We start from the raw sequence: 25,525 nt of genomic DNA on the forward strand, positions 1-25,525 counted from the left end.
AAAACCAGACAGTTTGACCTGTCTGGTTTACATCACCTAGTTATGTTGAAACGTTTTTTTCACGAAATCAACCACTTCTTCAGTTGTACTCAGTGATAAGATATGCTCTTTAAATGATGCAGCTTCTTCCTTAGAAAGCTTGCTTAACTGCGTTCTTGCTGGAAGAATCGATGTTGCGCTCATTGAAAATTCATCTAATCCTAATCCAAGTAAGAGCGGGATTGCGATTTCATCTCCTGCCATCTCACCGCACATGCCAACCCATCTACCTTCTTTATGCGCTGCTTCAATCACAAGCGTTATGAGGCGTAAAATAGCTGGATTGTATGGCTGGTAAAGATAAGACACTCGTTCGTTCATTCGATCAGCAGCCATTGTGTATTGAATCAAATCATTTGTTCCAATACTGAAGAAATCTACTTCTTTTGCAAATTGATCTGCGATAACAGCTGTTGATGGAATTTCTACCATCATTCCGATTTCAATGGAATCAGATACTTCTGTACCAGCAGCAACCAATGCTTCTTTTTCTTCAAGTAAAATAGCTTTTGCTTCTCTAAATTCTGATAACGTCGCGATCATAGGGAACATGATTTTCAAGTTTCCATATGTACTTGCACGAAGTAACGCGCGTAGCTGTGTTCTGAAAATCTCCTGCTCTTCAAGGCAAAGGCGGATCGCTCTATAGCCAAGGAACGGGTTCATTTCTTTTGGAAGCTGCAAGTAAGGAAGTTCTTTATCGCCACCAATATCTAGTGTGCGGACAACCACAGCCTTGCCTTCCATTTTCTCTAAAACGGTTTTATACGCATCGAACTGCTCTTCTTCTGTTGGGAGCTGATCTCTGCCCATGTATAAAAATTCTGTACGGTACAATCCAACTGCTTCGCCGCCATTTTCAAGTACACCTTTCACATCTTCAGGTGTTCCAATATTCGCAGCTAACTCTACGTGAACGCCGTCTTTTGTGACCGTTGGTTGGTCAACAAGTTTCGCCCATTCCGCTTTTTGAGCTAAGTAGTCTTCATGCTTTTTTTGATACGCTTTCACTTCATCTTCAGAAGGCTGAATGATGACGTCTCCACTAATACCATCAACAATGATCAGATCATTGTTTTTCACCGTTTTTGTTGCTTCTTTTGTTCCAACAACTGCTGGGATTTCCATTGATCTTGCCATAATCGCTGAGTGAGAAGTACGACCACCGATATCTGTCGCAAAACCTTTGACAAATTGTCTGTTCAGCTGAGCTGTATCAGAAGGTGTTAAATCTTCAGCAATGATAATGACTTCTTCAGAAATCATACTTGGGTTTGGAATGTCAACGCCTAGCAAATGACCAGTGACACGTTTTGTAACGTCGCGAATATCCGCTGCACGTTCTTTCATGTATTCATTGTCCATTGCTTCAAACATTGTAACGAACATTGTTGCTGTTTCTTTTAAAGCAAATTCAGCATTTACTTTATCCGATGTGATTTTATCCTTCACTGGGTTGAGCAGCTCTGGATCACTTAACACAAGAAGGTGTGCAGAAAAAATATCCGCTTTATCTTGGCCAAGTTCTTTTAGCGCATGTTCTTTAATTGCTTCAAGTTCTTGCTTTGAAACATGAATTGCTTCTTCAAAGCGTTTCACTTCTGTCTCTGGATCATTGATGTCTTTTTGGTGAACTGTTAAATCTGGTTCTTCTAGACGATATGCTTTTGCAATCGCAACGCCTGCTGAAGCACCGATTCCTTTCAGTTGTTGCATTACTCGCCTAGGCCTTCACTTTTCATTGTGTCTTTTAGCGCAGCAAGTGCATCATTTTCATCAGAACCAGAAGCAGAGATTGTGATTGTAGCACCTTTCGCAATTCCTAGAGACATTACACCCATAATAGATTTCAGGTTCACTGTTTTACCATTATATTCTAAGTTGATATCAGCATCATATTTACTAGCAGTTTGTACAAGAACTGTTGCAGGACGTGCGTGAATTCCAGAATCTGCAGTTACTTTGAATGTTTGTTGAGCCATTTTTATCAATCTCCTTTTTATACATTTCATACATCCACAATATTATATCATACTGCCGAGCTTGTCATCTAACAAGAACGGCAGTTATGAAAATTATTTTGAAATTTTCATGATGTTTTCTTGGCCAGCTTTGATTTCACCGGATTCTTGAAGGTCAATAAATTGTCCTTCACTTAAGTTTGTAAATACAATTGGTGTCATTAAAGATGGTACTTCTGACTTAATTTTATCAATATCAACCTCTAAAAGTTTTTGACCGATTTCTACTTGATCTCCCTCTTGTACAAATGCTTCAAATCCTTCTCCTTTGAGGCTGACTGTATCAATCCCGAAGTGAATCAAGATTTCAAGTCCACCATCAGACTGGAGGCCGATGGCGTGTTTTGTTGGGAACACATTTAAGATTTTTCCTCTTACTGGTGAAACCACTGTTCCCTCTTTTGGCAAGATAGCAAAACCGTCACCCATCATTTTCCCTGAGAATACTTGATCTGGCACATCTGTAATTGGATGCAGCTCCCCTGTAATTGGTGAAGCAAACATTTCTTCCCCTTGTTCGTTTTGAAGCGGTTTTGCAATGACTTCTTCAACCTGCTGACTGACTTCTTCTTTTGCAGAAGGGTCTTTCGCTGGTCGAGGTGTGCGCCCTGCAATAATGTCCTGCATTTGTGTTTTTAAATTATCAGAGCGTGGTCCAAAGATGGCCTGGATGTTATTCCCGACTTCAAGGACACCTGAAGCGCCAAGCTTTTTCAAGCGGTCTTTATCCACTTTTTTCTGATCATTTACAGTGACACGTAAACGCGTAATACAAGCATCTAGGTGTTTAATGTTTTCTTGGTCACCCATTGCTTCAAGAATTTCATAAGGTAAGTCATCGCCTTTTCCAGATTGAGCGCTGCTTGCACCGTCAGCTGCTTCATCTTCTCGTCCTGGCGTTTTCAGATTAAACTTGCGAATCGCAAATCTGAATCCGAAGTAGTAAATGACAGCCAGTACGAGACCGACTGGAATAACAAGCCACCAAGCGGTTCTATTCGGCAGGATACCAAATAGGAAGAAGTCGATTAACCCTCCTGAGAAGGTCATCCCGATTTTCACGTTTAGAATATCCATTATCATAAAGGATAATCCAGCAAATACACAGTGAATCGCAAATAATATCGGTGCAACAAACAAGAATGAGAATTCAAGCGGTTCAGTGATCCCTGTTAGGAAAGAAGTAAGGGCCGCTGACCCCATAATTCCTGCTACAAGTTTTTTATTCTTAGGTTTTGCTTCATGGTAAATCGCAAGTGCTGCTGCTGGAAGTCCAAACATCATGAACGGATATTTCCCTGTCATGAATGTACCGGCTGTCAGCTGAACACCATCTTTGATTTGCGCCATGAAAATACGCTGGTCACCACGGATAATATCTCCTGATAAGCTCTTATAGCTAAAAAATTCATACCAGAATGGTGCGTAGAATATGTGATGCAGACCAAACGGAATTAATGAGCGTTCAATGACACCAAATACAAAGGCAGCTAGCGGCTCATTCGCTGCAAGCAGTCCAGTTGAAAATGAGTTCAATGCACCTTGGATTGGCGGCCAAATGACGAGCATCAAAAGCCCTAAAATAAGTGCTGAAATCGACGTAACGATTGGAACAAAACGCTTACCAGCAAAGAAGCCAAGATATTGCGGGAGCTCAATTTTGTAAAATTTATTAAACATATAAGCCGCTAATACCCCGACAATAATCCCGCCAAACACGCCGGTAGACAAGGTCGGTATGCCGAGCATATTCACATACGCTGGATGACTTTCCTTAAAGAACTTAGCCAATTTGATTGAATCGGATGGAATGGAACCGTTGGCCATTAATACGGCACTCATCGTTACGTTCATGACAAGGTAACCGATGATCGCGGCAATCCCTGCCACACCGTCTCCATTGGCAAGACCGATGGCAACCCCTACAGCAAATAGGAGCGGAAGATTCGAGAAGACAATATTCCCCGCATTCTCCATAACACTAGCAACAAGCTGAATTGTATCATTGCTTAAAAATTGAGCGACATCAATCAGCTGCGGATTTTGCATCGCATTTCCGAGTGCTAGTAAAATACCAGCAGCAGGAAGGATCGCAACTGGAAGCATAAGTGCTCGTCCAATTTTTTGCAACACACCAAAAAGTGATTTAAACACTGGTTGAACCTCCTTTTGTTTTCGCTTACAACATGCATTTCAATGACACACTGACGTACATTTCATAATTAACCGTTTACATTTCACTTTCAGAACACAAAAAAGGCATGGTGATATAAGGTTGCGCAAATAACAGGATCTTATCCTGTATTTACCTTAAGTCACTCATGCCTGATCGAATCAGTTACACGTTTCAAGGAAACTATGAAATTTTATTCGTCAATCTGTACAGGTGTAGTGTCAAATAGACAGCTTCGGCATCTTGTACAGGCTTTTTCAATGCATGTTGCAAAATTTTGATCATTTTCCAAGCAGTATTGTAGCATAAAGGATATTCATTTTTCAATAGATGAAGCAACTTTTCTGGCTCCTCTAATGATTCTTCCCGTTTAATACGCTCAATCGAAAACGTAATATGGCGCAGTAAGCGTAAATAATGAATACTTTCTCTATCTACTTTCATATGAAATGCATCTTCTATGACTTGGACCATTTGTGTCATGAGCTGCGAATGACGGTTGACCTCGGATAAAGGCCGGTTCGTTAAAGCAGAGTGAATGTGGAGCGCAATAAAGCCAATCTCTCCTTCGGGCAGCTTTGTTTCAACATCTGGCCGCGCATTTATCAGTTCCACGACTTCCTTTGCGACCTCGTATTCTTTCGGGTATAAGGATTTCGTTTCAAGCATAAAAGGATTGGTGATATCATAGCCTTGCTTAACTCGCTTAAAGCTAAAGGCAATATGATCTGTCAGTGCAATATGAATATGCTCATTTAAACGATGCCCCATTTTTTCTCGTATATGATAAATGACGTCATTGGCAAGCTCAATCATGTCCTCATTTATGTGGTGCAGCAATTGTTTGTATTCTGTTTGCTCTTTTGTATTCTTTAACACAAACATTTTCTCAAATGCCGCTTGATCGAGAACGTCACCCGATTTTTTCCCAAAGCCGATCCCTTTATCAATCAGGACCACTTCGCCTAAAGAAGGGTGTTTTGCGATGATGACATTATTATTTAACGCTTTATCAACGGTGAAGGATTCCATGAACATCCCCACCTCCTTCTTATTCAATCCTTCTTATCGTACAAAACAGATGAAACGTGCGTCAACGATTGTTTTTCAAAATAGTCGTTGTTCGCTCAACGAGTCGATATGACAGCACTCTTTTTTTTGGTGCCTCACCTTGTAATGCTTGCTTGAACAAGTCAAATGCTTCCTGCCCCATTTGTTTGAGGGGAATGTCTATACTAGAAATCCCCAATGCTTCACTCAATTGATCGTTTTGAAAGCCAAGTATGGCTGGCGATTCTCCAACGTTTATGTGGCGACGCTGTGCTTCTAGTAAAAAACCTGCTGAGACATCATCGTTCGTAATCAATAAGGCTGTCGGACGATTTTTCATCTCTTTCCATTCTCTAAATAATTGCTTGCCATCAAAAATGGTCAGTTTTCCTTCAATGATCCATTCATCATCAATGTCCTGCCCAAGCGACCGCATCATTTCTTGATAAGTCTGAATGCGAACTTGGCTATTCTCCCCTTCTGTTCTAGCAAGAACGATTGCGATTCGCTCATGACCGCATGCCGCTAAGTGTTCAAGCCCTTCCTTAAAAGCCTGATCATGCGCAATCGATACCGATGAACATGGATCATGCGGAGTAGGATGACAAAAGATAATAGGACCAGATTCCTGCCACTTTAAAATGTCTCGATCACTTAACGCATTTGAGCAAAAGATTAAACCATCCACACGTTGCTCTTTTAAGCTCATTAATGCTTCTTTTTCCTTTACTGGGTCATATCCTGTTTGAAACAAGGCAAAATGCATTCCGCACTCCTGTGCTTTCTCTGCAATCCCTGTGACAATTCCGCTGAAATAGGAGTGATCAATTGTCGGAAGTACAATTCCAAGCATATTGGAATAGCCCTTTGCTAAATGCACTGCCTGAATATTCCGTGTATATTTGAGCTCTTTCATCGCACTAAGTACGCGCTCTCGCTTTTCTTCTTTGACATAAGGATGATCATTCATCACTCGTGATACGGTGGTAACAGATACACCCGCTCTTTTCGCAATATCCCTTATGTTAGGCATTTTTTCTCCTACTTTCTCTTGATATGGTAAGCGTTTCATACTTTAAGATGTATGTGAGCTGAACAAATCACTGGGTGGAAAGGGGAATTCAAGATGGGTATTATCATATGGATCATATTATGTTTGACTATTTTGTTTTCTGCTCGATTCGCACTACATCCTTTAGGAAAAGAACATAAAATCAAGCCGTTTCAATCAATTGATGATTTTTTTGTTGATAAGGATTGCAAAGAGTGACAAAAAATCACGATGACGCTCCCAATACTTGGACGTTCATCGTGATTTTTTTCATTACTTGATGATCGTCAACTCTTTTGGATAATTGGTTAAGGTGACTGGGCCATCTTTTGTAATGAGAACATCGTCTTCAATTCTAACCCCGCCGACTCCTGGTACATAAATACCCGGCTCGATCGTATAGACCATCCCTTCTTTTAGAAGATCATCATTTGCTTGACTCATAGAAGGGAACTCATGAACAGAAACCCCGAGTCCATGCCCTAGACGGTGCGGGAAGTATTCGCCATATCCTGCTTCTGCGATCAGCCCTCTTGCTTTTAAGTCAAGGTCACCAATTCTCACACCCGGCTGGCTCATATCAAGTGCTGCCAATTCGGCTTTCAAGACGGCGTTGTAAATATCCTTTTGTTGTTCAGACGCTTCTTGATAGATGAAGGTTCTTGTAATATCTGAACAATAGCCATCCACAATCACGCCAAGATCAAATAAAACAAAATCGCCTTTTTTCAAGGCTGCCTGTCCCGGATTTCCATGAGGTTCTCCTGATTTTTCTCCGAATAGTACCATGGTTGAAAAGGACATGCCCTGAATGCCTTTTTTCTTCAGTTCATATTCGATGACAGCAAGAACTTCGGTTTCCGTCACCCCTTCTTTTAGGGCATGAACCCCAATTTTGACGCCTTCGTCTGCCAATTGAGCAGCTTTTTTCAATGTTTCAATTTCAGCTTCGTCTTTAATTAGTCTTAGCTGATTGAGCACATCTTCTGCCCGGACAAATGTTTCTGCCCCAGTGACAGCTTGAAGCTGCTCTGCTCTTTGCAAAGGAATGGATTCTTTTTCAATCGCTAGGCGAGTCGCTTTTACTTCTCGTTTTTCTAGTGCCTTTTGTATGAAATCAAAGGGGTTTTCATGGTCTTCATATCCAATGAGATCTCCAGCCCATCCCGCATTTTTTGCTTGCTCAACTTCCATCTTAGGCAAAATGAAAAATGGATCTGCTTCCTGAAAAACAAACAGCCCCATCACTCTTTCATGCGGCTCTGTAAAGTATCCAGATAGATAGAATACATTCTCCTTTGTATGTATAAATGCACCTTGAATGTCTTTTTTCTTAAGCCAAGAAGACAAGTTTTTCATTCGATTCATCGTGATCCTCCTCACACGTTTGACTACTGATCTATTGTATCAGTTTTCACTGTATTTCGCACAAAAGCGCACTGACCTAAAGCCAGTGCGCTTTTGTGATTTGCTTAAGAAGCACGAAGCAAACGAAGTCCGTTTAAAATAACCAAAATCGTACTGCCTTCATGCCCAATGACACCAAAAGGTAAATCAAGAACTTGTAAGAAATTCGCACAGATTAACAAACAAATAACAGTTAATGAAAAGATGATGTTTTGTTTAATGATTCGGTTCATCTTTCTTGAAAGACGGATCATCTTTGTCAAGTTGTTTAAGTTATTTTTCATTAAAATGAGATCTGCTGTTTCTAAAGCAACATCTGTGCCTCCGCCCATTGCGACGCCAACATCTGCTGTGGCGAGTGCAGGTGCATCATTGATTCCATCTCCGACCATAATGATCGAATCACCTTGTTTTTTCAGTTGATTGACTTCGTGTACCTTTTCATCTGGAAGACATTCAGCGACAACGGTTTGGATGCCTGCTTCCTCTGCAATCGCTTCAGCTGTTTTTTGCTGATCCCCTGTGAGCATGACGGTTTGGATGCCTAAATCATTCAGCTCCTGAATCATTTTTTTGGCTTCAGGTCTGATTTGATCCTTCAAACCGAGACAGCCGACGACTTCTTGATTTTTTTGAACATAGACAACTGTATATCCTTTGGATGAAAGAACATCACCATTCTCTTCAATGTCACGATCCATTGAAGCTTTTCCGGCAAAATCTTTCTTCCCAATCCGCCATCTGTCCTCATTTAATTGTGCTTCCACACCAAAACCTGATGTTTCTTCAATGGTTACGTGGGCTGACCGCCCTGTATGATGCTCTTTTGCCATATCAGAAATGGCTTTAGCTAATGGATGGTTTGACTGACTTTCAATTTGATAGAGCGCTTGATAAAAGGTCGATTCATCCTGCCCTTTTGCCAAGACCACTTTTTCAACAGCTGGTTTTCCACTTGTAATCGTACCCGTTTTATCAAATGCAATCATCGTACTTGTGCCCAGTTTTTCTAAAAAGACACTTCCTTTTACAAGCATACCGTTTCTTGCACCGTTTGAGATGAGTGAAAGAGCTGCTGGCATAATTGAGGCAACAAGTGCACAAGGCGAGGCAACCACCATAAACACCATCGCACGGTAGAACGTTTCACTCATGCTCCAGCCAAGTACAAAATGAGGTAGGAACATTAAAATCGCTACAGTGATGAGCACACCTTTTACATATGCACCTTCAAATTTTTCAATAAACGCTTGGCTTGGCGATACACTTTCTTGTGCAGATTCCACAAGCTTAATGATTTTATGAAAAAGTGTTTCTTCATTATGTTTTGTTACTTCTACTGTTAATGAACCATTTAAATTCACTGTTCCTGCAAACACATCTTCCCCTTGCCCTTTTTCCTGAGGCACCGATTCACCCGTTAAGGCAGATTCGTCTACACTTGTTCTTCCGCTCATAATCACACCATCTGCTGCAATTCGTTCGCCCGCTTTGATTAAAATACGGTCGCCTGGCGTAAGTGAAGAAGCAGCGATTTGGATGGTGGTGCCATCTTCTTCAATTAAAGTGGCTTCATCTGGAGCGATACTCATTAAGGCCGTTAAGTCTTTTTTACTTTTATTTGACGTATACGTTTCTAGCGCACCGCTGAGCGAAAAAATAAAAATTAAAATGGCGCCCTCTGCCCAGTAGCCAATGATCGCTGAGCCTATCGCAGCAAATATCATTAAAAGTTCTACATTTAATGTCTTGGATGAAATGGTCTCTTCAATTCCTTCCTTTGCCTTTGCAAAACCACCAATAACAAAAGCAAGAATAAAAAGAGGAATACTCCACATCGTTTCATCCTTTAGAAACCATCCAATCAAGATGAGAATCCCCGAAATGCCTGCTGCGATTAATTCTCCGTGCTGTGCCCATTTATGAAAGAGCGAGTTGGATCCCTTTTGATCTGTCGTTTGATAAAGTACTGTATTCTCATTCATGATTACTTTCTCCTCTCTAATTGATAATGATTTTCACATTATCAATCGTTGCCCGTTCCGTTAATCATCTATATTTTCTGCTATTTCAAGCTTTTTATAGGTCTGTAACTCATTATAACAGGTTCTGACCAATTTTCAATTAATAATTATTATAATTTCTTCTTGATAATAATTATCATTATTAGCATCCGACATTTCTTCCTCTTTCTGAGCACATTTTATTCATCTGAAAGGTAATTGAACACAAAAAAGAACCAACGGATCGACCATTGGTTCTTTACAGAAAGCTTGTGTTCTAAGAATTTGTCCACTCTTTGATTTGTTTTTTCGTCAGCGGACCTATATGGTTTTTGACCACTTCACCCTTTTCATTGATGAAAAAAGTCGTCGGGATCGTCATGATTTGGTATTTCTTCATCATTTCGCCGTGCTCATCGAGAACGATCGGAAATGTAAACTTTCTGTCTTTCACAAATTGGGCAACAGCATGCTTGCTTTGCTCAGCACCAAGTAAATTAACAGTCAGTATGTCTACATCACTTTGATTTTCTTTCACAATCTGTTCAAAGGCTGGAAGCTCCATTTTGCAGGATGGGCACCACGTTGTCCAAAAATGCAGAATGGTCCGCTTCCCTTTCACCGGGATCACCTGCGTTTCACCTGTTAATGTAAGAGCTTCTATCCTCGGCGCCATGACAGGCTCTTTTGCTTCAGCCTCTATGTTCATCAGAAATAAAAGAAGGGTCATCACGAGAAGACTGGCGGGTAGATATTTACGATTCATCAGCATCTTCCTTCCTGATTTTCCTATAGCTTGCCCGCTAGCTGCACATGACATTCAAGCTTTTTTCAATATAAGAAACATGGAGACGCCGAGTTCCTTGCAAATCGTTGCATAATGCAGAGCCGTTAATAGCAGCATCCCCGTGTTCATTCCTAAGATAACGCCCATCATATTTAAGGATTCGATGGATCCTAGAAAATACACCATAGAGAACGACACCACGTGCACCCATATATTATGTAGGAACACATCTTTTATGAGACCCATACCAATTAAACACGCTTGAAACGGCATCACGAACAAGTGGCATAAGAAGTATGGCCATAGCAGCTGCAAGTAGACGGCTGCTTGAGGTGAGTCAAAAAAGAGCTGCGTGAGCGGATAAGCGAAATAATACATGATCATCACCGCTGGCACCCCATAGCCAAACGTAATGAGAATCGCTTGTCTGACACGTTTTTTCACGAGATCATACTGCCCCAAGGCATAGGCTTCTGATACATTCGGAATCATCACAATCATAATGGAATGAGCGATAAACGCCGGAAAAAAACCGATCGACATCGCTACGCCAGCAAGCATTCCGTAATGATCAACCGCAAGCGTACCAGAAATGCCCGCTGCAACGAGGGCTCCTTTGATCAAAAACGGTTCAATCGCATTGGCAATGGCATGAAAGATACGCATACCTGTTGTCGGGATGGAGACTGCTAACAAACGTTTTCTGACGTCAATCCCTCTTAACTCAACCGATCTGACATTCACAGCATTTTTCGCCATGACGTATTGGGAATATAAATAGATAAAGACGACGAGATCACTTGCAACAATCACACCAATCGCAATAAGCACCGCTGTTTCAATATCAAACGAATACCAATGAAAAAACAAAAACAAACAGATAAGCTGGATCGTTTTTTTCAGCATATTGGCTAGAGCAATTCTGCCCATTTGCTGCTTGCCCATAAAATAGCCGCGTGCAATGGAAGTAAATGCGATGATTGGAATGAGTGACAGAACCAAACCCTTCATCAGCGGATGATACGATTGAAATACAGGAATGAAAGGCAGTACAATGGCTGCTATTGCCGTTGTTGTGCATGTCACCACAAGCGTCATTTTAAATGCATGGCGAAGCATACTTTTATGAAGCCGCTCATGCGATTCTGCAATGAATTTAGAAATGGAGACTGGCAGCTCTAAGCTGGCGATCACAAGCACAAGCATGATGATGGGAAGGATGCTCATATATAAACCCATTCCATGTTCTCCAAGCTCTCTCGCTAAAATCATATTGACTAAAAACTCGATACACTCAGCAATGAAAGCTGCGACAGATAGCAGAATGACCCCTTTTACAAATCGATTCATGTAGCCTCCCCTTGTCTAAAAGCAAATTCTTTTCACATTCTATGAGACAAGTCCTGAAAATATTTTAATAATTGAAGACAAAAAAACAGCGACTGATTGATCGCTGCTTTTCTTTACACTGCAAACACATGACGGCCAATGCGTTCTACAATTTTACGAGAACGAATCCAGTTATCTGTCGCCGTTTTTGGATTATAAAAATAAATCGCCTTTGTTGTTCTGTCATCTTCTTTGACAACCTGCTTCACAGCTTTTACGGAATCCTGGTCTGCCTTATCATTGATACTTCCATTTGATACGGGCTGGAAGGCATTTCGCTGATAAATCACGCCTCTGACACTGTCAGGAAAAGAGCGGTGTTCTACGCGGTTTAAGACGACGCTTGCTACCGCTTTTTTCCCGGCGTAAGATTCACCTTTTGCTTCGGCATGTACCAACCGAGAAAGCAAGTCCATTTCTTCATTAGAATAGTGTGATTGATTTCTTGAGCTTGCTGGCTTTGCCGTTTCCTTTTTCTTCGGCTTCGGTTTTGATGCCTTCTCCTCTGTTGACGTGCTTAGCATTTTCACTTTCGGCTGATGTTTCTCCTCTGAAAACGCTGGGATCACAGTATGCTTTTCATCTTGATCTATATATGAAAGCTGATGCTTTACAGGTGCTTGTTCAAGTTTCTGACTTAATGTGCCTTCTTGCTCTTGTATATTGTCCATCTTGATCGCTGAGATGAGCATAAGGATGGCAAAAAGAGCTGTATGAATTTTGATCATTCGCCTCATTCCTCCTTTAATCAATGTAGGCTGTAAGATACTTGTCCACTCTAACAAGAGCTTCTTCTATTTTCACGCACAAAGATTTTCATGCCTGTCCAAATTCCGTCATTAAATGGCATGTCCTAGTTGAAATACGCATGAACTGGTAATGTAAGCGTTTAATATAGTCTCTTTTTAGCCTATAATCATCCTTATGCTCCTGATTATGGGTTATTACATTTTCTTTTCATATGTATCAAGCTGGTTTGAAGTGTGACAAAAGAACCAAAATAAAAAGCTTTTTCTCATGAATGAGAAAAAGCTTTAGCTTCTTGCTTCTTTAAGATATTCAAAAATAACATCTCCACCATGCTTGGCGATTCCGCGAAAATGTTTAAAATCATCTTGATTGACCAATACAGAACGAAATGTTAAAAAATCATCCTTTTGAATGGTCACTTGTTTTTCAGTACCATTCCGTAATGATTCTAGTATTGTGTTGATGTGTTCTTCAGTCAAAAAAACCGCTCCTTTTCAGCCTTGATCAAATATTAAATATACCATTCGTTTTCAAAGCGTACAACGAAAACGAAAGAAAAACGTCTTTATCCTTTACATTGGTATGAAAATATTGCAAAATACTTTTTAATAGGGAATGAAATCTGTTTTTAAAGGAGAGGGATCGGTTGAAGATTGCAAAAATTGGGAATGTGATCGAATTTAGAAATGGTTTAACAGGTGTAGTTGAAAAAGTGAATGAAAACTCTGTTATTGTGGATGTCACTATTATGGACAACTATAGAGATTTAGAACTGGATTCACTAACAGTCGTTAATCATAAAAACTATAAAATCATCAAAGACTCCGTACATTAATTTGCAATCCTCAATTCAGACTACCGTTACATAAAGATATACACAGCAAAGCTGACTCGTGTGACAGCTCTGTTCTCTTTTGACCATCACATATAAAAAAGGCTGACAACCATATAAAGTGGCGTCAGTCTTTTTGCGCGTGAAAGGTTTGCATTTCCGCTTTTGTTTTGTACATATCAACTTCTTCAGGTGTTATCACGCCTTTATCAATTAAAAGGGCGATCACTCCAAGTAATGTGGAAGCACTCCATTTATATCGTTCTTTGTTTTGATGTTCAAGCACCTGAAGCTCTTCCCTTAATTCCATTAGCAGCTTCTCTGTTTTGTCTTCTTTGTTTGCCAACACAAACGCCTCCATTTTCATTCGCTCGTTTCAATTTTATCTTAAAGTAAATATATGAAGAATAAAAGCATGATACACCTTTACAAACATACGTTCTGTCGTGTATACTATACATACGAGCTGGTAGCCCCCAGCCGTCCTAGCAAGTTCTATTCCTATTGGTATGAGAAGAGTGACATGACTCTTCTCTTTTTTTATGTGCCATCATAATCTATTCCATAAAAAAAGACATGTCATCCACATGTCTTTTCTTATTTATTAGCGATTATCAATCGTTTCTGGATACATATCGTGATTCATCATACGATACGATGCCATCTCTTCATACTTTGTCCCAGGTTTTCCGTAGTTCGTATACGGATCAATTGAAATACCGCCTCTTGGTGTAAATTTGCCCCATACTTCAATATATCTTGGGTCCATTAATTCAATGAGGTCGTTCATGATAATATTCATACAATCCTCATGGAAGTCACCGTGGTTACGGAAGCTGAACAAATATAATTTTAATGATTTACTTTCGACCATGATTTCATTTGGGATGTAGCTGATATACACGGTCGCAAAATCTGGCTGTCCTGTTTGCGGGCAAAGTGATGTGAATTCTGGGCAGTTGAATTTCACAAAATAATCTCTATTCGTATGTTTATTTGGGAACGTTTCAAGCACTTGTGGTGCATAGTCAAACAAGTAATTGGTCCCTTGATTTCCTAGTAAAGTGACACCTTCTAATTCTTCTGGTTTTCTTGTCGTCATTTTGTCTCTTCCTTTCTATACGCCTCGTTTATTTCCCCACAATAGCGTGTGCAATTGTGGTAAGACTCTCACACGATTCAAATCAGGATCTTGCGCTACTTGATCTACAAGCATTTCGTATTTCTTTAATAAGTGCGTTAATAAGTACGCATCATCAGCTGTCGTCGTATCATCATTTCCCACCTGCAAATAAAAGGGGAGTTCTGGGTATTTCGCATGGACATCCTTTGCATAGGCTAGATCAAGATCATCAAAGATGACGACCTTCAGGCTTGCATGATGCAACCTGTTTCCATTTTTCAATTCATCTATGATACGCGTAAGTTTCGAGAAATCGGTTTTCATATTAGAACTTGGTGGCTTTGGAGAAATGGTTAAATCATCTATCTTCAAAAACCAATCTTGATACATCGTTCCCTGCGTTTCAAGCGCCGTATCAATTCCTTCTTCATGCAATAAATCAATAAGTGATTCCATTTGTTTCAAAAGCGCAGGATTCCCACCTGAAATGGTGACATGAGAAAATGCCTTTCCACCTATTCTCTTCAGCTCTTTTACAATGTCCTCTGCCTGAAGCCACTGAATATCTTGCTTCGCTGATCCATCCCATGTAAAAGATGAATCACACCAGCTGCAGGAGTAGTCACAGCCAGCCGTTCTGACAAACATGGTTTTTTGGCCAATGACCATTCCTTCTCCTTGAATGGTTGGACCAAAGATTTCTAAGACAGGAATCGCTTTAGTCATTGAGCTCAACTCGTTTCGGACGGTAAATGCAATAGCTTGTTGGTGTCTCTCTGACAAAAACTTGAACACATGTCGGCTTGTTCGCTAAAGTCGTTAAATATGCGGTCACTTTATCATACACAGTCTTTGCGACAACCTCAGTGGTTGGCATCGCGTATGGATCATTTGATGAGAATTCTTCATGGTCATTGAGCAGTGTATGGTCGTACTGTCCATGAATGAGTTTTTTTAGCGTGCTAAAATTCACAAGGAAACCTGAATCATCTAGATGATCTCCTGCAATCGTAATGTTAATCGTATACGTGTGACCATGTACACGGCTACAAGCGCCAGCATCTTCTCTCGGGATAAAATGGGCTGCCGATACATGCATATCTTTATTTAATTCAAACGAAAAAGGGTGATTCGTCTGTGGATAGATTTGAGAAAGCATTTAGTTCGCCTCCTTCATGTCCATATAAGTGTCATAGCCATTTTTCCGAAGCTTACATGCAGGACATTCCCCGCAGCCATCAGAAATGATGCCATTATAGCAAGTGAGTGTTTCATTTTTTACAAAATCTAGCGCATTCAGTTCATCAGCCAGCTTCCACGTTTCAGCTTTATTCAGCCACATGAGCGGCGTATGGATGACAAATGGTTTTTCCATTGCCAAATTCACCGTGACGTTACAAGATTTCACAAACTCATCTCGGCAATCTGGGTAGCCGCTAAAGTCTGTCTCGCACACACCCGTGATAATATGACGTGCTCCAATTTGATACGCAAGAATGGATGCAAAGGATAAGAAAACTAAGTTTCTCCCCGGAACAAATGTGGAAGGCAGTTCTCCTTCTTTTTCTTCAATATCAATGTCATCTCTTGTTAAGGCATTTGGTGCAAGCTGATTTAAAAGAGACATATCTAATAGATGATTTTTCACACCTAGCTTGTCAGCAATTCTTTTGGCGACATCAATTTCTTCTTGATGACGCTGATTATAATGAAAGGTTACCGTTTCAACCTCTTTAAATTGTTGAAGTGCCCATAGTAAACATGTCGTACTGTCCTGTCCCCCGCTAAAGACAACGACCGCTTTTTCATTTTTCATTTTCCTTTTCCTCCTTTTGCAGACCCGTACCACCGCACAAAGCTGCATCTGAAAGGTTCATGAAAACCCCTATTTTTCTCAAAAGAAAAGACACCTTTACATGTGTATGAGGTGTCCCAGCCATAAAAAATAAAAAATGCCACATCCAAGGATACGGCAAGTCCTTAGTTTTTTATAGAGGGTTTTGCTAGAACCTCTCCCGTTTTCACGGATTTTTGTTCAATTTTCACAGAGGATAGTGTACCACATAATTGGTATACAAGCTATCCCTTCTTTACTTATCACGTGATGCAGGCACTTTTTTCAGACAAAGAAAGAGGATAAAAAAGATACTGACATAGCCAAAAACAGGGTAAACCGTTGAAATGAGTGTGCCGTATCCAATTTTACTGATCACATAACAGCAAAGCAGAATAAAGGATATCGTATACATACTGTTCAATCGGATATACGCCCTCACTTGCCTTTCGAGACCGTATAAATTCCCTATAACAGATGTAAAGACTTCACCGAAGATCACGAATAAATAGACGAGATGAATGGAGTTTGCGACTTGATACACCACTTGGGCCATCGGGATATCATAAGACTCCAGCATATCTAATGAAGAAAGAGATAAAAAGCAGGCGAGCAGAATAAGTGTCAGCATCAGACCCCCAAGCACCGCTCCTTTTTTGATCACGGCTTCGGATGTCATTTCGTTTGCGACCGGCACTAATACGGCTTGAGACAGCGCTAAATTAAATGCACCATATGAAACCGCAGACAACATCCATTCGCCCTCTCCCATTTGCAGCCCCAGAACGTGGCTTTCACCGCTACTAAACACAAATGAGTCTAGAAACACAATCAGCGAAAAGAAAATCAGCATTGGAACGACAAGTACATTGACACCAAATAACCCTTTTGACCCTTTAAAAAGGACAATGACACTTAAAATAATCGTTAAAAAAATACCATATTCTTTTGAGATGCCAAGTTGTTCTTCAAAAATAGCGCCTGCTCCAGAAATCATCACTGACGTCACACCTAGTAAGATAAAAAACATGACGATGTTAATATATCGACTCGCAGCAGCTCCAAATAAAAACCGATTCATATCTTGATAAGATTCCGCTTCAATTCGTTTGGAAATCAGCATCATTTTTGCGCCAAGGCCGGTAAAAATAACACCGCTAATCAAAATCCCGATCAATCCAATCCAGCCAAAACGAACAAAAAATTCTACGATTTCTTTTCCTGTCGCAAACCCAGCTCCAACCACTGTTCCTACATATACAAAGGCAAGCTGAAAAGCGGATTCATTTGAACGTTTCATATGACCCCTCCGCACCCATCACTTTCGATTGTCTCTTTTTTATCCTATGAGACAAGTTCCTTGAAAAGAAGGACAAACCATGATTAAATGCAAAAAAGGATTTTTCATTCAGCTATGAGCAAAACAGTTGAAAGTCAAAATAGGTCAGAGTATACTATAGTCAAAGATGGTCAAACAACAGACCATTTTATTTAACATTCATTGGTCAAATAAAGTCAAACTTTATTTTAAGGAGGTCATGGCTCATGCGTTGTCAACATTGTCAAGTAAATGAAGCAACGATTCGCCTGAATATGCAAGTAAATTCGTCCCGTAGCCAAATGGTTTTATGTGAAGACTGCTATACCTCTTTGATGGAACAGTCAAAAATGAAAATGGGTCCTAACCTTTTCGGAGGCGGTTCATTCTTCTCTGAGCAAGCAGGACATGCGACGAGCCAAGAGCGGCCTAAACAAAAAGGCTTACTCGATGAGCTTGGCCGGAACTTAACGGATGGCGCACATGCTGGTTTAATCGATCCTGTCATTGGCCGTGATGAAGAAGTCACAAGAGTCATTGAGATTTTAAATAGAAGAAATAAAAACAATCCTGTCCTCATTGGTGAACCTGGTGTTGGTAAAACGGCCATAGCCGAAGGACTAGCTCTAAAAATTGCAAATGGAGATGTACCAAATAAATTAAAGAACAAACAAGTTTATTTATTAGATGTCTCTTCACTTGTGGCAAACACAGGTGTACGTGGTCAATTTGAGGAACGGATGAAGCAATTAATCAAAGAATTGCAAAGCCGTAAAAATATCATCTTATTCGTTGATGAAATTCATCTTCTTGTAGGCGCAGGCTCTGCTGAAGGGTCAATGGATGCCGGAAACATTTTGAAACCAGCTCTAGCTCGAGGGGAACTGCAGCTAGTAGGTGCGACAACATTAAAAGAATATCGTCAGATTGAAAAAGATGCTGCCCTTGAACGCAGATTCCAACCCGTCATCGTTGATGAGCCAACACAGGATGAAGCATTCGAGATATTAAAAGGCATTCAAGATAAGTATGAAGCGTATCATGGCGTCACCTATTCTGACGAAGCCATTAAAGCGTGTGTTCAATTATCTTCGCGGTATATTCAAGACCGCCACTTGCCAGATAAAGCCATTGATTTAATGGATGAAGCAGGTTCAAAAGCGAATCTCTCCATTGATGCAGCAAGTGAAGATGAATTAACAAACCGTCTTGTGCAAATTGCCGCTGAAAAACAAGCTGCTTTAAATGAAGAACGATATGAAAAAGCAGCGAAGCTTCGAGACGAAGAAGAAGCGATTGAAGCGAGATTGCAAAACAAAACAAATGACAAAGAACATGTCGTCACAGCTGAGGACATTCAGTCGATTGTAGAACAAAAAACAGGTATCCCTGTCGGCAAACTGCAAGCAGACGAACAAACAAAAATGAAAGAAATTGATGTCCGCTTAAAAGCCCGCGTCATTGGTCAGGAACATGCGGTTGAAAAAGTGGCGAAAGCCGTAAAAAGAAGCAGAGCCGGCTTAAAATCAAAACACAGACCAACTGGCTCCTTCCTTTTCGTTGGGCCAACAGGCGTCGGGAAAACCGAATTGTCTAAAACATTAGCGGAAGAATTATTTGGCTCAAAAGAAGCGATCATTCGTTTAGATATGAGTGAATACATGGAGAAACACTCCGTGTCCAAAATCATCGGTTCTCCTCCTGGTTACGTTGGACATGATGAAGCCGGACAGCTCACGGAAAAGGTTCGCAGAAAACCATACAGCATCATTTTGCTTGATGAAATCGAAAAAGCGCACCCTGATGTCCAGCATATGTTCCTTCAAATCATGGAAGATGGCCGTCTAACAGACAGCCAAGGCAGAACCGTCAGCTTTAAAGACACAGTCATCATTATGACAAGTAACGCTGGCAGCACAGATAAAAAAGCGGTCAAAGTCGGGTTCCAGTCTGAACAAGAAGAAGCCATCGAAGAACAATCATTGATTGATTCACTGAGCGCTTATTTCAAACCGGAATTCTTGAACCGTTTTGACAGCATCATTCAGTTTGATTCATTAGATAAAGACGATTTAGTCAAAATTGTGGATCTTCTGCTCAAAGATTTGTCAGAGCAGTTAAAAGAACAAAATCTAACTGTTCACATCACAAACGAAGCGAAAGAAAAAATCGCTGAACTTGGTTACCATCCAGCATTTGGGGCTCGTCCGTTACGAAGAACGATTCAAGAGCATGTTGAAGATCAAATGACGGACATCTTGCTTGAAGAAGAAAAACTTACTGGATTTACAGTCGATGTTGAACATGACGAAATTGTTGTGAAAAAGAGCTAAGTACATCCTAAGGAGGATCTTCAACTCCATCATGTGGCAGTGTCTAAATTCCATCTGAGCGCCGACGCTCCCCCGCCTCTTTTCCTTTACGATAAAAGAAAAAGAGGTGGAGCACATGGATCACATGATCAATTGGAACTACGATTTGATCAAAATCATACATGAAGAAAAATTAAAAGAATTGCTCTTAGATGAAACAGCTCAAAAAAGATGAAGCTGAAAACTCCCTTTTATATGAGGGAGTTTCTTTTTTTTACAACTTTCAGAAAGCGCTTTCGTCAAAATTTCTTCACATAAAATGTCTTAATTTTATATTCTGACTAAAACCCTTCTAGAAGACACCGATATTAACTATAGAAAAAGATAGTTAAAGGATTTGGTGAGATAATGGACAAAACATCGTTAATTGGTATTATTTTAGCATTTATTGCACTGAGTGTCGGTATGGTTTTGAAAGGTGTGAGTCTAACCGCTCTTATCAACCCGGCGGCTATATTGATCATTGTGGTTGGGACAATTTCAGCTGTTGTCATTGCCTTCCCATCTAGTGAAATTAAGAAAACACCAAAATTATTCGGCAAAATTTTCAAAGATAGCAAGCTTCCAACGATACAAGAAATGATTCCTCTATTTTCAAACTGGGCACAAATTGCTCGTCGTGAAGGTCTTTTGGCATTAGAGGCAAATCTTGAGGAAGTCGATGACGATTTTCTAAAGAACGGCTTAAGCATGGCAGTTGACGGTCAAAGTGCTGAATTTATTCGCGACGTCTTAACAGAAGAAGTCGATGCCATGTCGGAGAGACATCAGTCAGGCGCATTAATCTTTACACAAGCTGGTACATACGCTCCGACTCTAGGGGTACTTGGTGCCGTTGTCGGACTTATTGCCGCACTTGCAAACATGGGAGACATTGAAGCACTTGGACATGCGATTAGTGCTGCCTTCGTCGCCACACTGCTAGGGATTTTTACAGGGTATGTGTTGTGGCATCCATTTGCCAACAAGCTGAAGCGTAAATCAAAGGAAGAAGTAAAGCTTCGTCTCATTATGATTGAAGGGATTCTTTCTGTCCTTGAAGGCCAGTCTCCAAAGGTCATTGAGCAAAAACTTCTGATGTACTTACCAGCAAAAGAACGTGCAAATCTTGTCATTGAAGAAGGAGAAAAACAGAATGGCTAGGAAACGTAAAAAACATGATCATGAAGACCATGTAGATGAGTCTTGGCTGATCCCTTACGCCGATCTTCTTACGCTTCTTCTCGCCCTCTTCATTGTGCTGTTTGCATCTAGCTCCATTGATGCGGCAAAATATGAACAGATGGCTAAATCGTTTAATGTTGTCTTTACTGGCGGCACTGGCGTAATGGACCAATCAAGCATGCAGAGCACCGAAGAAACAGAAAACAGCAATCAAACCAAAAAATCAGCAGAAGATGAAGAAGAAGCAAAAGCGAAAGCTCGTGACCAAGCGGTATTAACAAAGGTTAAAAAGCAAGTAGATTCATTCATTGCGGATAAAAAACTTGGTTCGAAGCTTGAAACAAAGCTGACGGATGAAGGTCTGCTTATTACAATTGAAGACAGCATCTTCTTTGATTCTGGGCGAGCGGTGATCCGCTCGCAGGATGTTCCGTTAGCCAAAGAAATATCAAAGCTGCTCGTCATTAACCCTGCTCGTGATATCGTCATTAGCGGGCATACAGATAACGTTCCGATTCGGAATTCTGAATTTGAATCCAACTGGTATTTAAGCGCCATTCGTGCGGTCAACTTTTTAAATATTCTCCTTGAAAACAGCAACCTAGACCAAGAGAACTTTAGCACAAAAGGTTACGGTGAATTTAAACCGATTGCCTCTAACGATACCGCAGAAGGCAGAAGTAAAAACAGACGCGTCGAAGTTCTTATTTTGCCAATTGAGAAAAAAGCAAAATAAATAGGAAGCCAGCAGCTTCCTTTCAGATCATGACAAAGGGCTAAAATGATGTTTATTTTAGTCCTTTGTTTTTCTTATGAGCGCGATTGAAAGCGCTTGTCGTTTATCGGTGCGCAGGACTGACACCATATGCGAGGATTAGTCTACATACTAAAAAGGAAGCCGCTGGCTTCCTTTTTTATGTGTTTATTCTTTATGATCATATAAATGCTTGGCACGCAGCCCTACATGTTTGAGCATACCGATGCAGGCATCCTTCTCCTCTTCACTAAGCACACTGATCATCTCGTGAATCTCTTTTGCATGATCTGGGAAGATGTCATCAAGCAAAGCTCTTCCCTGCTCCGTAATATGTGCAAATGTCACCCTGCGGTCTTCTGCACAAGCTTTCCGGCTAAGGAGTTCTTTTTTCTCCAATTTATCAACCACATACGTGATACTTCCGCTTGCGAGTAAGATCTTATCACCTATTTGCTGAAGCGGCTGATCACCTTTATGATACAGCAATTCTAATACAGCAAATTCAGTCGGATTCAGACCGTGCTTCACAATATGTTTGTTCATGTGGTGATTAATGGAGCGATAGGCACGTGATAGTACAATAAATAATTTCAAAGATTTCTCAACATTATGATTTTCCATTTTTTATCATCCTTTATGAAATGCAACCCACTAATGTGACATTAATAAACAATAAGTAAAATGTCAACATGTTGAACCATTTTTAGCATGAAAAAGAGACCAGAACGAATCACCTAATTTTTTAAAAATCTCACAAGTCATCGTAATAAAGATAGGTTCAATGCTATAATAAGTCTATTAGGTAATACGTTGGAGCGATGAATCATGAGTATACTGAAAGGGTTTTGGAAGAAGATCAAGCTTTACCTTATTTTGGTCGTGATTCCAACCCTCATCATTAGTTATTTTATCTACGAAAAAGAAACTGAGAAAATTGATGTAAAAAACAAACAAACCGCTACACTTATGTTAAATATTCACAAAAACCAAATGAATTATTTAATCAGTGAAACAGAAGCAAGATTAACTTCCCTTGCCATGGGATTTGACCAGCCGCTTGAAACGAAAAGAGTGCAAAACATCCTAGAGAAAATCTATAAACAAGAACCTCGTTTTTCAGGCCTGTATCTCCTAGACCAAAAAGGAAATGTCACAGCCAGCACCACACCATTAAAGGAAAAAATCAACCTGTCATTTAGAGATTACTTTAAACGTATTCAAGTCACAAAACAGACCGTCATCACAGATAACTATGTGAGCCGCATTACTAAGCAGCGGATTCTCTCCATTTGTGTCCCTGTTTTGAATGAGAACGACGAAGTCACGGATGTGCTAGTCGCTGCGATTCAAATTGATTATTTAAGAAATATTATGAATGTATTAAACCCAGAGCTTCATTTTAAGATGCTGAATCAAAATGGAGACGTTGTGTTTACAAGTGGTCCACAGCCAGAATCTGAAAGTGATAGCACCGTGTCTACATATTTAGATGAAAACAGCTGGAAGCTGGAGGTTTTTCCGCAGCGTGCGACAACAAGTGAAGTACTGTCTGTGATGCTGTTTCCTTTATCCAGTGCATTTATTCTCTTAAATATCTTATTCACACTCGTCCAATATATCATTTTAAGACGACAAACCCAGCAGGAACGCCACCAAAATGAAGCACAAAAACTTGAACTCATTGGAACACTCGCAGCAAGTACAGCGCATGAAATTCGCAATCCATTAACAGGCATTAGCGGGTTTATTCAACTTTTGCAAAAGAAGTATCGTTCAGAAGAGGATCAGCTTTATTTTTCTGTCATCGAGGAAGAAATTAAACGGATTAACCAAATCGTCAGTGAGTTTCTTGTGCTTGGAAAACCAACGGCTGAAAAGTGGCAAAATAATTCTGTGAAAGAAATTGTGAGTGAGATCATGCCAATTGTATTTTCTGAGGCGAACCTTTATAATGTCGAGGTTGATTTGCAAATCAACACCATTCAAGATGTTGGCGTGTATTGCACGAAGGATCACATTAAACAAGTGGTATTGAATGTAGCGAAAAACTCGTTAGAAGCGATGCCAAATGGCGGTCATTTGAAGATTGTCATTGAGGCTGAAAAAGAACAGGTCATCATAAAAGTGAAAGATACAGGTGAAGGTATACCAGAAGAGATGCTGAAACATATTTTCCTCCCTTTTATTACGTCGAAGGAAAAAGGAACAGGTCTTGGGCTTGTTGTGTGTAAACGGATCATTTCGATGTATGGGGGGACAATCGATATCGAGAGCGAAGTGAATAAAGGAACAACCGTGATCATCATGCTCCCTTCTGCACACTAATAGCTGAAACATTCAGCCGGTTTTGCTAATGGCAAGACCGGTTTTTTTGATGTCAATAAGAAGGACGATTGACAGAAAGGAGACTCATTTGTGATACAAGATCATGAAAGGAAGCAACAGATTGTTGTTCATGAAAAAGAAGATACTGATACTCATTCATCAGGTTGTCCAGTTCTTGACTATATTTAATTGTCGTCTCACCTGTATAGCCTTCTACTTGAGCAGCTTCTACCATTTGTCTTCTCTTTTCATCAATTGACATTAATAGCTGTTCTTTCCGTACATAAATATTCATGATCTCAGCTCCCGCTCTGAATTCGTCTGTCTACGCTCTAAATGATCCGACACCAAAATTATACTTTATTTGTAAATTAAATTAAATATGCTTATTTTATTTAATTTTTTACAGCCTAAAGACCTTTTACCCAATGAATTCTGGGGGTAAACTTCAAAATTGGACAGGACTGACACATTGATTAAACAGAATTTTATCCTATGCAGAAGACCAAAATCAACTATTTTCTCTCTCATTTTATGTCTATTTTCCTAAAAAAAAGCTGATCTTCCGCCTCATGCGAAATGATCAGCTCCCACTATTAAACCGTTTCTTCTTCGTAAATTGGAACCCAGCCCTCAGTTGTGACAAATATGCGAACGGCGACGACTTGACGATCTTCTTGAAGTGTAAAGTAGTGACGAATATTCGGAGGCACAGAAATTAAATCACCTGGATTCAGTCTCACATCAAAAAAGACGCCGTCTTTGCCTTGAATGGCAAAGATTCCATGACCGCTCACGATAAATCTGACTTCATCATCCGTATGATGATGCTCACGTTTAAAGTTTTGAAGCAGTTCATCAAGGTTAGGGGTCGCATCTGATAATGAAATCACATCCTGCGCTTTGTATCCTCTTCGCTCGGAAATACTCTTTATTTCCTCTTGAAACACAGTTAAAATTTCTTCCTTTTCATCATCTGTTAAATCGTACTTTTCTGATAACTGTTTTGGTAGTTTTTCAATATCCCAATGTTCATAAATGACCCCTTGCTGTTCTAAATACGCCCGGACCTCTTGTTCGTTCTCAAGTAACGTGTTCTCTTCATTATGAATGTAAATGGTCGCCATGTG

Annotated in this window: 25 protein-coding genes and 1 riboswitch; of the genes, 5 read left to right on the plus strand and 20 right to left on the minus strand. The window is 40.2% G+C overall.

Annotated elements, in window-relative coordinates:
- Positions 1–36: 36 nt before the first annotated feature.
- The 11 genes from ptsP to FXF70_RS09865 form a co-directional block, all read right to left on the minus strand.
- Entirely contained in the window at positions 37–1,755 is a 1,719-nt protein-coding gene (gene ptsP / locus FXF70_RS09815; protein WP_148780174.1) for a phosphoenolpyruvate--protein phosphotransferase, read from the minus strand.
- Positions 1,755–2,021: a phosphocarrier protein HPr gene (locus FXF70_RS09820; protein WP_003211078.1), complete on the minus strand. Its 267-nt coding sequence runs from the start codon at positions 2,019–2,021 to the stop codon at positions 1,755–1,757. Before FXF70_RS09820 ends, ptsP begins: the two co-directional genes overlap by 1 nt.
- Positions 2,022–2,114: 93 nt before the next feature.
- Positions 2,115–4,214 carry a glucose-specific PTS transporter subunit IIBC gene (ptsG, locus tag FXF70_RS09825; RefSeq protein WP_017359434.1) on the minus strand — a complete coding sequence of 700 codons (2,100 nt, stop codon included), beginning with the start codon at positions 4,212–4,214 and terminating at the stop codon, positions 2,115–2,117.
- Between the two features lie 202 nt (positions 4,215–4,416).
- Positions 4,417–5,271 (minus strand): glucose PTS transporter transcription antiterminator GlcT, encoded by an 855-nt coding sequence (glcT, locus tag FXF70_RS09830; RefSeq protein ID WP_017359435.1) that lies wholly within the window; start codon positions 5,269–5,271, stop codon positions 4,417–4,419.
- Between the two features lie 55 nt (positions 5,272–5,326).
- The gene (locus FXF70_RS09835) at positions 5,327–6,316 is read right to left on the minus strand and encodes a LacI family DNA-binding transcriptional regulator (RefSeq protein WP_148780175.1); all 990 of its coding nucleotides are present in this window, start codon (positions 6,314–6,316) and stop codon (positions 5,327–5,329) included.
- 291 nt (positions 6,317–6,607) lie between these two features.
- Entirely contained in the window at positions 6,608–7,702 is a 1,095-nt protein-coding gene (locus FXF70_RS09840; protein ID WP_148780176.1) for a M24 family metallopeptidase, read from the minus strand.
- Between the two features lie 104 nt (positions 7,703–7,806).
- On the minus strand, positions 7,807–9,726 hold the full coding sequence (locus FXF70_RS09845; RefSeq protein WP_148780177.1) for a heavy metal translocating P-type ATPase: 1,920 nt from the start codon (positions 9,724–9,726) through the stop codon (positions 7,807–7,809).
- A gap of 295 nt (positions 9,727–10,021) precedes the next feature.
- Positions 10,022–10,510 (minus strand): endospore biogenesis thiol-disulfide oxidoreductase StoA, encoded by a 489-nt coding sequence (gene stoA, locus FXF70_RS09850; RefSeq protein ID WP_148780178.1) that lies wholly within the window; start codon positions 10,508–10,510, stop codon positions 10,022–10,024.
- 54 nt (positions 10,511–10,564) lie between these two features.
- Entirely contained in the window at positions 10,565–11,881 is a 1,317-nt protein-coding gene (locus FXF70_RS09855) for a polysaccharide biosynthesis protein (protein ID WP_148780179.1), read from the minus strand.
- A 113-nt stretch (positions 11,882–11,994) separates the two neighbouring features.
- Positions 11,995–12,648 (minus strand): cell wall hydrolase, encoded by a 654-nt coding sequence (locus FXF70_RS09860; RefSeq protein ID WP_025207246.1) that lies wholly within the window; start codon positions 12,646–12,648, stop codon positions 11,995–11,997.
- 306 nt (positions 12,649–12,954) lie between these two features.
- Positions 12,955–13,149, minus strand: a complete 195-nt coding sequence (locus FXF70_RS09865; RefSeq protein ID WP_008348081.1) for a hypothetical protein — start codon at positions 13,147–13,149, stop codon at positions 12,955–12,957.
- A gap of 167 nt (positions 13,150–13,316) precedes the next feature.
- On the opposite strand from FXF70_RS09865, the gene FXF70_RS09870 reads away from it, so the two are divergent.
- A complete protein-coding gene (locus FXF70_RS09870) occupies positions 13,317–13,505 on the plus strand; it encodes a YkvS family protein (protein WP_003211747.1) in 189 nt (62 codons plus the stop codon).
- 124 nt (positions 13,506–13,629) lie between these two features.
- On the opposite strand, the gene FXF70_RS09875 is transcribed toward FXF70_RS09870, so the two are convergent.
- The 6 genes from FXF70_RS09875 to FXF70_RS09900 all read right to left on the minus strand — a co-directional run bounded on the left by FXF70_RS09875 (position 13,630) and on the right by FXF70_RS09900 (position 17,759).
- Positions 13,630–13,848 carry a hypothetical protein gene (locus FXF70_RS09875; protein ID WP_025207245.1) on the minus strand — a complete coding sequence of 73 codons (219 nt, stop codon included), beginning with the start codon at positions 13,846–13,848 and terminating at the stop codon, positions 13,630–13,632.
- A gap of 258 nt (positions 13,849–14,106) precedes the next feature.
- Positions 14,107–14,604, minus strand: a complete 498-nt coding sequence (gene queF, locus FXF70_RS09880; protein WP_003211403.1) for a preQ(1) synthase — start codon at positions 14,602–14,604, stop codon at positions 14,107–14,109.
- Between the two features lie 15 nt (positions 14,605–14,619).
- Positions 14,620–15,351 carry a 7-carboxy-7-deazaguanine synthase QueE gene (gene queE, locus FXF70_RS09885; RefSeq protein ID WP_148780180.1) on the minus strand — a complete coding sequence of 244 codons (732 nt, stop codon included), beginning with the start codon at positions 15,349–15,351 and terminating at the stop codon, positions 14,620–14,622.
- Complete coding sequence (gene queD, locus FXF70_RS09890; protein ID WP_148780181.1) at positions 15,344–15,784, minus strand: 6-carboxytetrahydropterin synthase QueD; 441 nt, start codon at positions 15,782–15,784, stop codon at positions 15,344–15,346. The genes queE and queD overlap by 8 nt, the downstream gene beginning before the upstream one ends.
- Positions 15,785–16,441 carry a 7-cyano-7-deazaguanine synthase QueC gene (gene queC, locus FXF70_RS09895; protein ID WP_008348090.1) on the minus strand — a complete coding sequence of 219 codons (657 nt, stop codon included), beginning with the start codon at positions 16,439–16,441 and terminating at the stop codon, positions 15,785–15,787.
- Between the two features lie 158 nt (positions 16,442–16,599).
- Positions 16,600–16,644, minus strand: a riboswitch (PreQ1 riboswitch).
- A 71-nt stretch (positions 16,645–16,715) separates the two neighbouring features.
- A complete protein-coding gene (locus FXF70_RS09900; RefSeq protein WP_148780182.1) occupies positions 16,716–17,759 on the minus strand; it encodes a YkvI family membrane protein in 1,044 nt (347 codons plus the stop codon).
- 245 nt (positions 17,760–18,004) lie between these two features.
- Here FXF70_RS09900 and FXF70_RS09905 point away from each other — a divergent pair, with 245 nt between their 5' ends.
- The 3 genes from FXF70_RS09905 (at position 18,005) to motB (ending at position 22,049) form a co-directional block, all read left to right on the plus strand.
- Positions 18,005–20,110 (plus strand): ATP-dependent Clp protease ATP-binding subunit, encoded by a 2,106-nt coding sequence (locus tag FXF70_RS09905; RefSeq protein ID WP_148780183.1) that lies wholly within the window; start codon positions 18,005–18,007, stop codon positions 20,108–20,110.
- Between the two features lie 387 nt (positions 20,111–20,497).
- Entirely contained in the window at positions 20,498–21,292 is a 795-nt protein-coding gene (motA, locus tag FXF70_RS09910) for a flagellar motor stator protein MotA (protein ID WP_008346088.1), read from the plus strand.
- Complete coding sequence (gene motB, locus FXF70_RS09915; protein ID WP_017367125.1) at positions 21,285–22,049, plus strand: flagellar motor protein MotB; 765 nt, start codon at positions 21,285–21,287, stop codon at positions 22,047–22,049. The genes motA and motB overlap by 8 nt, the downstream gene beginning before the upstream one ends.
- Positions 22,050–22,235: 186 nt before the next feature.
- On the opposite strand, the gene mhqR is transcribed toward motB, so the two are convergent.
- Positions 22,236–22,691 (minus strand): MarR family transcriptional regulator MhqR, encoded by a 456-nt coding sequence (gene mhqR, locus FXF70_RS09920; protein ID WP_148780184.1) that lies wholly within the window; start codon positions 22,689–22,691, stop codon positions 22,236–22,238.
- Positions 22,692–22,895: 204 nt separating this feature from the next.
- Here mhqR and FXF70_RS09925 point away from each other — a divergent pair, with 204 nt between their 5' ends.
- Entirely contained in the window at positions 22,896–24,395 is a 1,500-nt protein-coding gene (locus FXF70_RS09925) for a sporulation kinase KinD (protein WP_148780185.1), read from the plus strand.
- 52 nt (positions 24,396–24,447) lie between these two features.
- On the opposite strand, the gene FXF70_RS09930 is transcribed toward FXF70_RS09925, so the two are convergent.
- Both FXF70_RS09930 and FXF70_RS09935 read right to left on the minus strand, forming a co-directional pair.
- On the minus strand, positions 24,448–24,690 hold the full coding sequence (locus FXF70_RS09930; protein WP_008346101.1) for an aspartyl-phosphate phosphatase Spo0E family protein: 243 nt from the start codon (positions 24,688–24,690) through the stop codon (positions 24,448–24,450).
- 301 nt (positions 24,691–24,991) lie between these two features.
- Positions 24,992–25,522 (minus strand): 1,2-dihydroxy-3-keto-5-methylthiopentene dioxygenase, encoded by a 531-nt coding sequence (locus FXF70_RS09935; RefSeq protein ID WP_008346104.1) that lies wholly within the window; start codon positions 25,520–25,522, stop codon positions 24,992–24,994.
- Positions 25,523–25,525: the final 3 nt, after the last annotated feature.

Origin of the sequence: Bacillus sp. Y3, from assembly GCF_008123875.1 — a bacterium.
Lineage (GTDB): Bacteria > Bacillota > Bacilli > Bacillales > Bacillaceae > Bacillus > Bacillus altitudinis.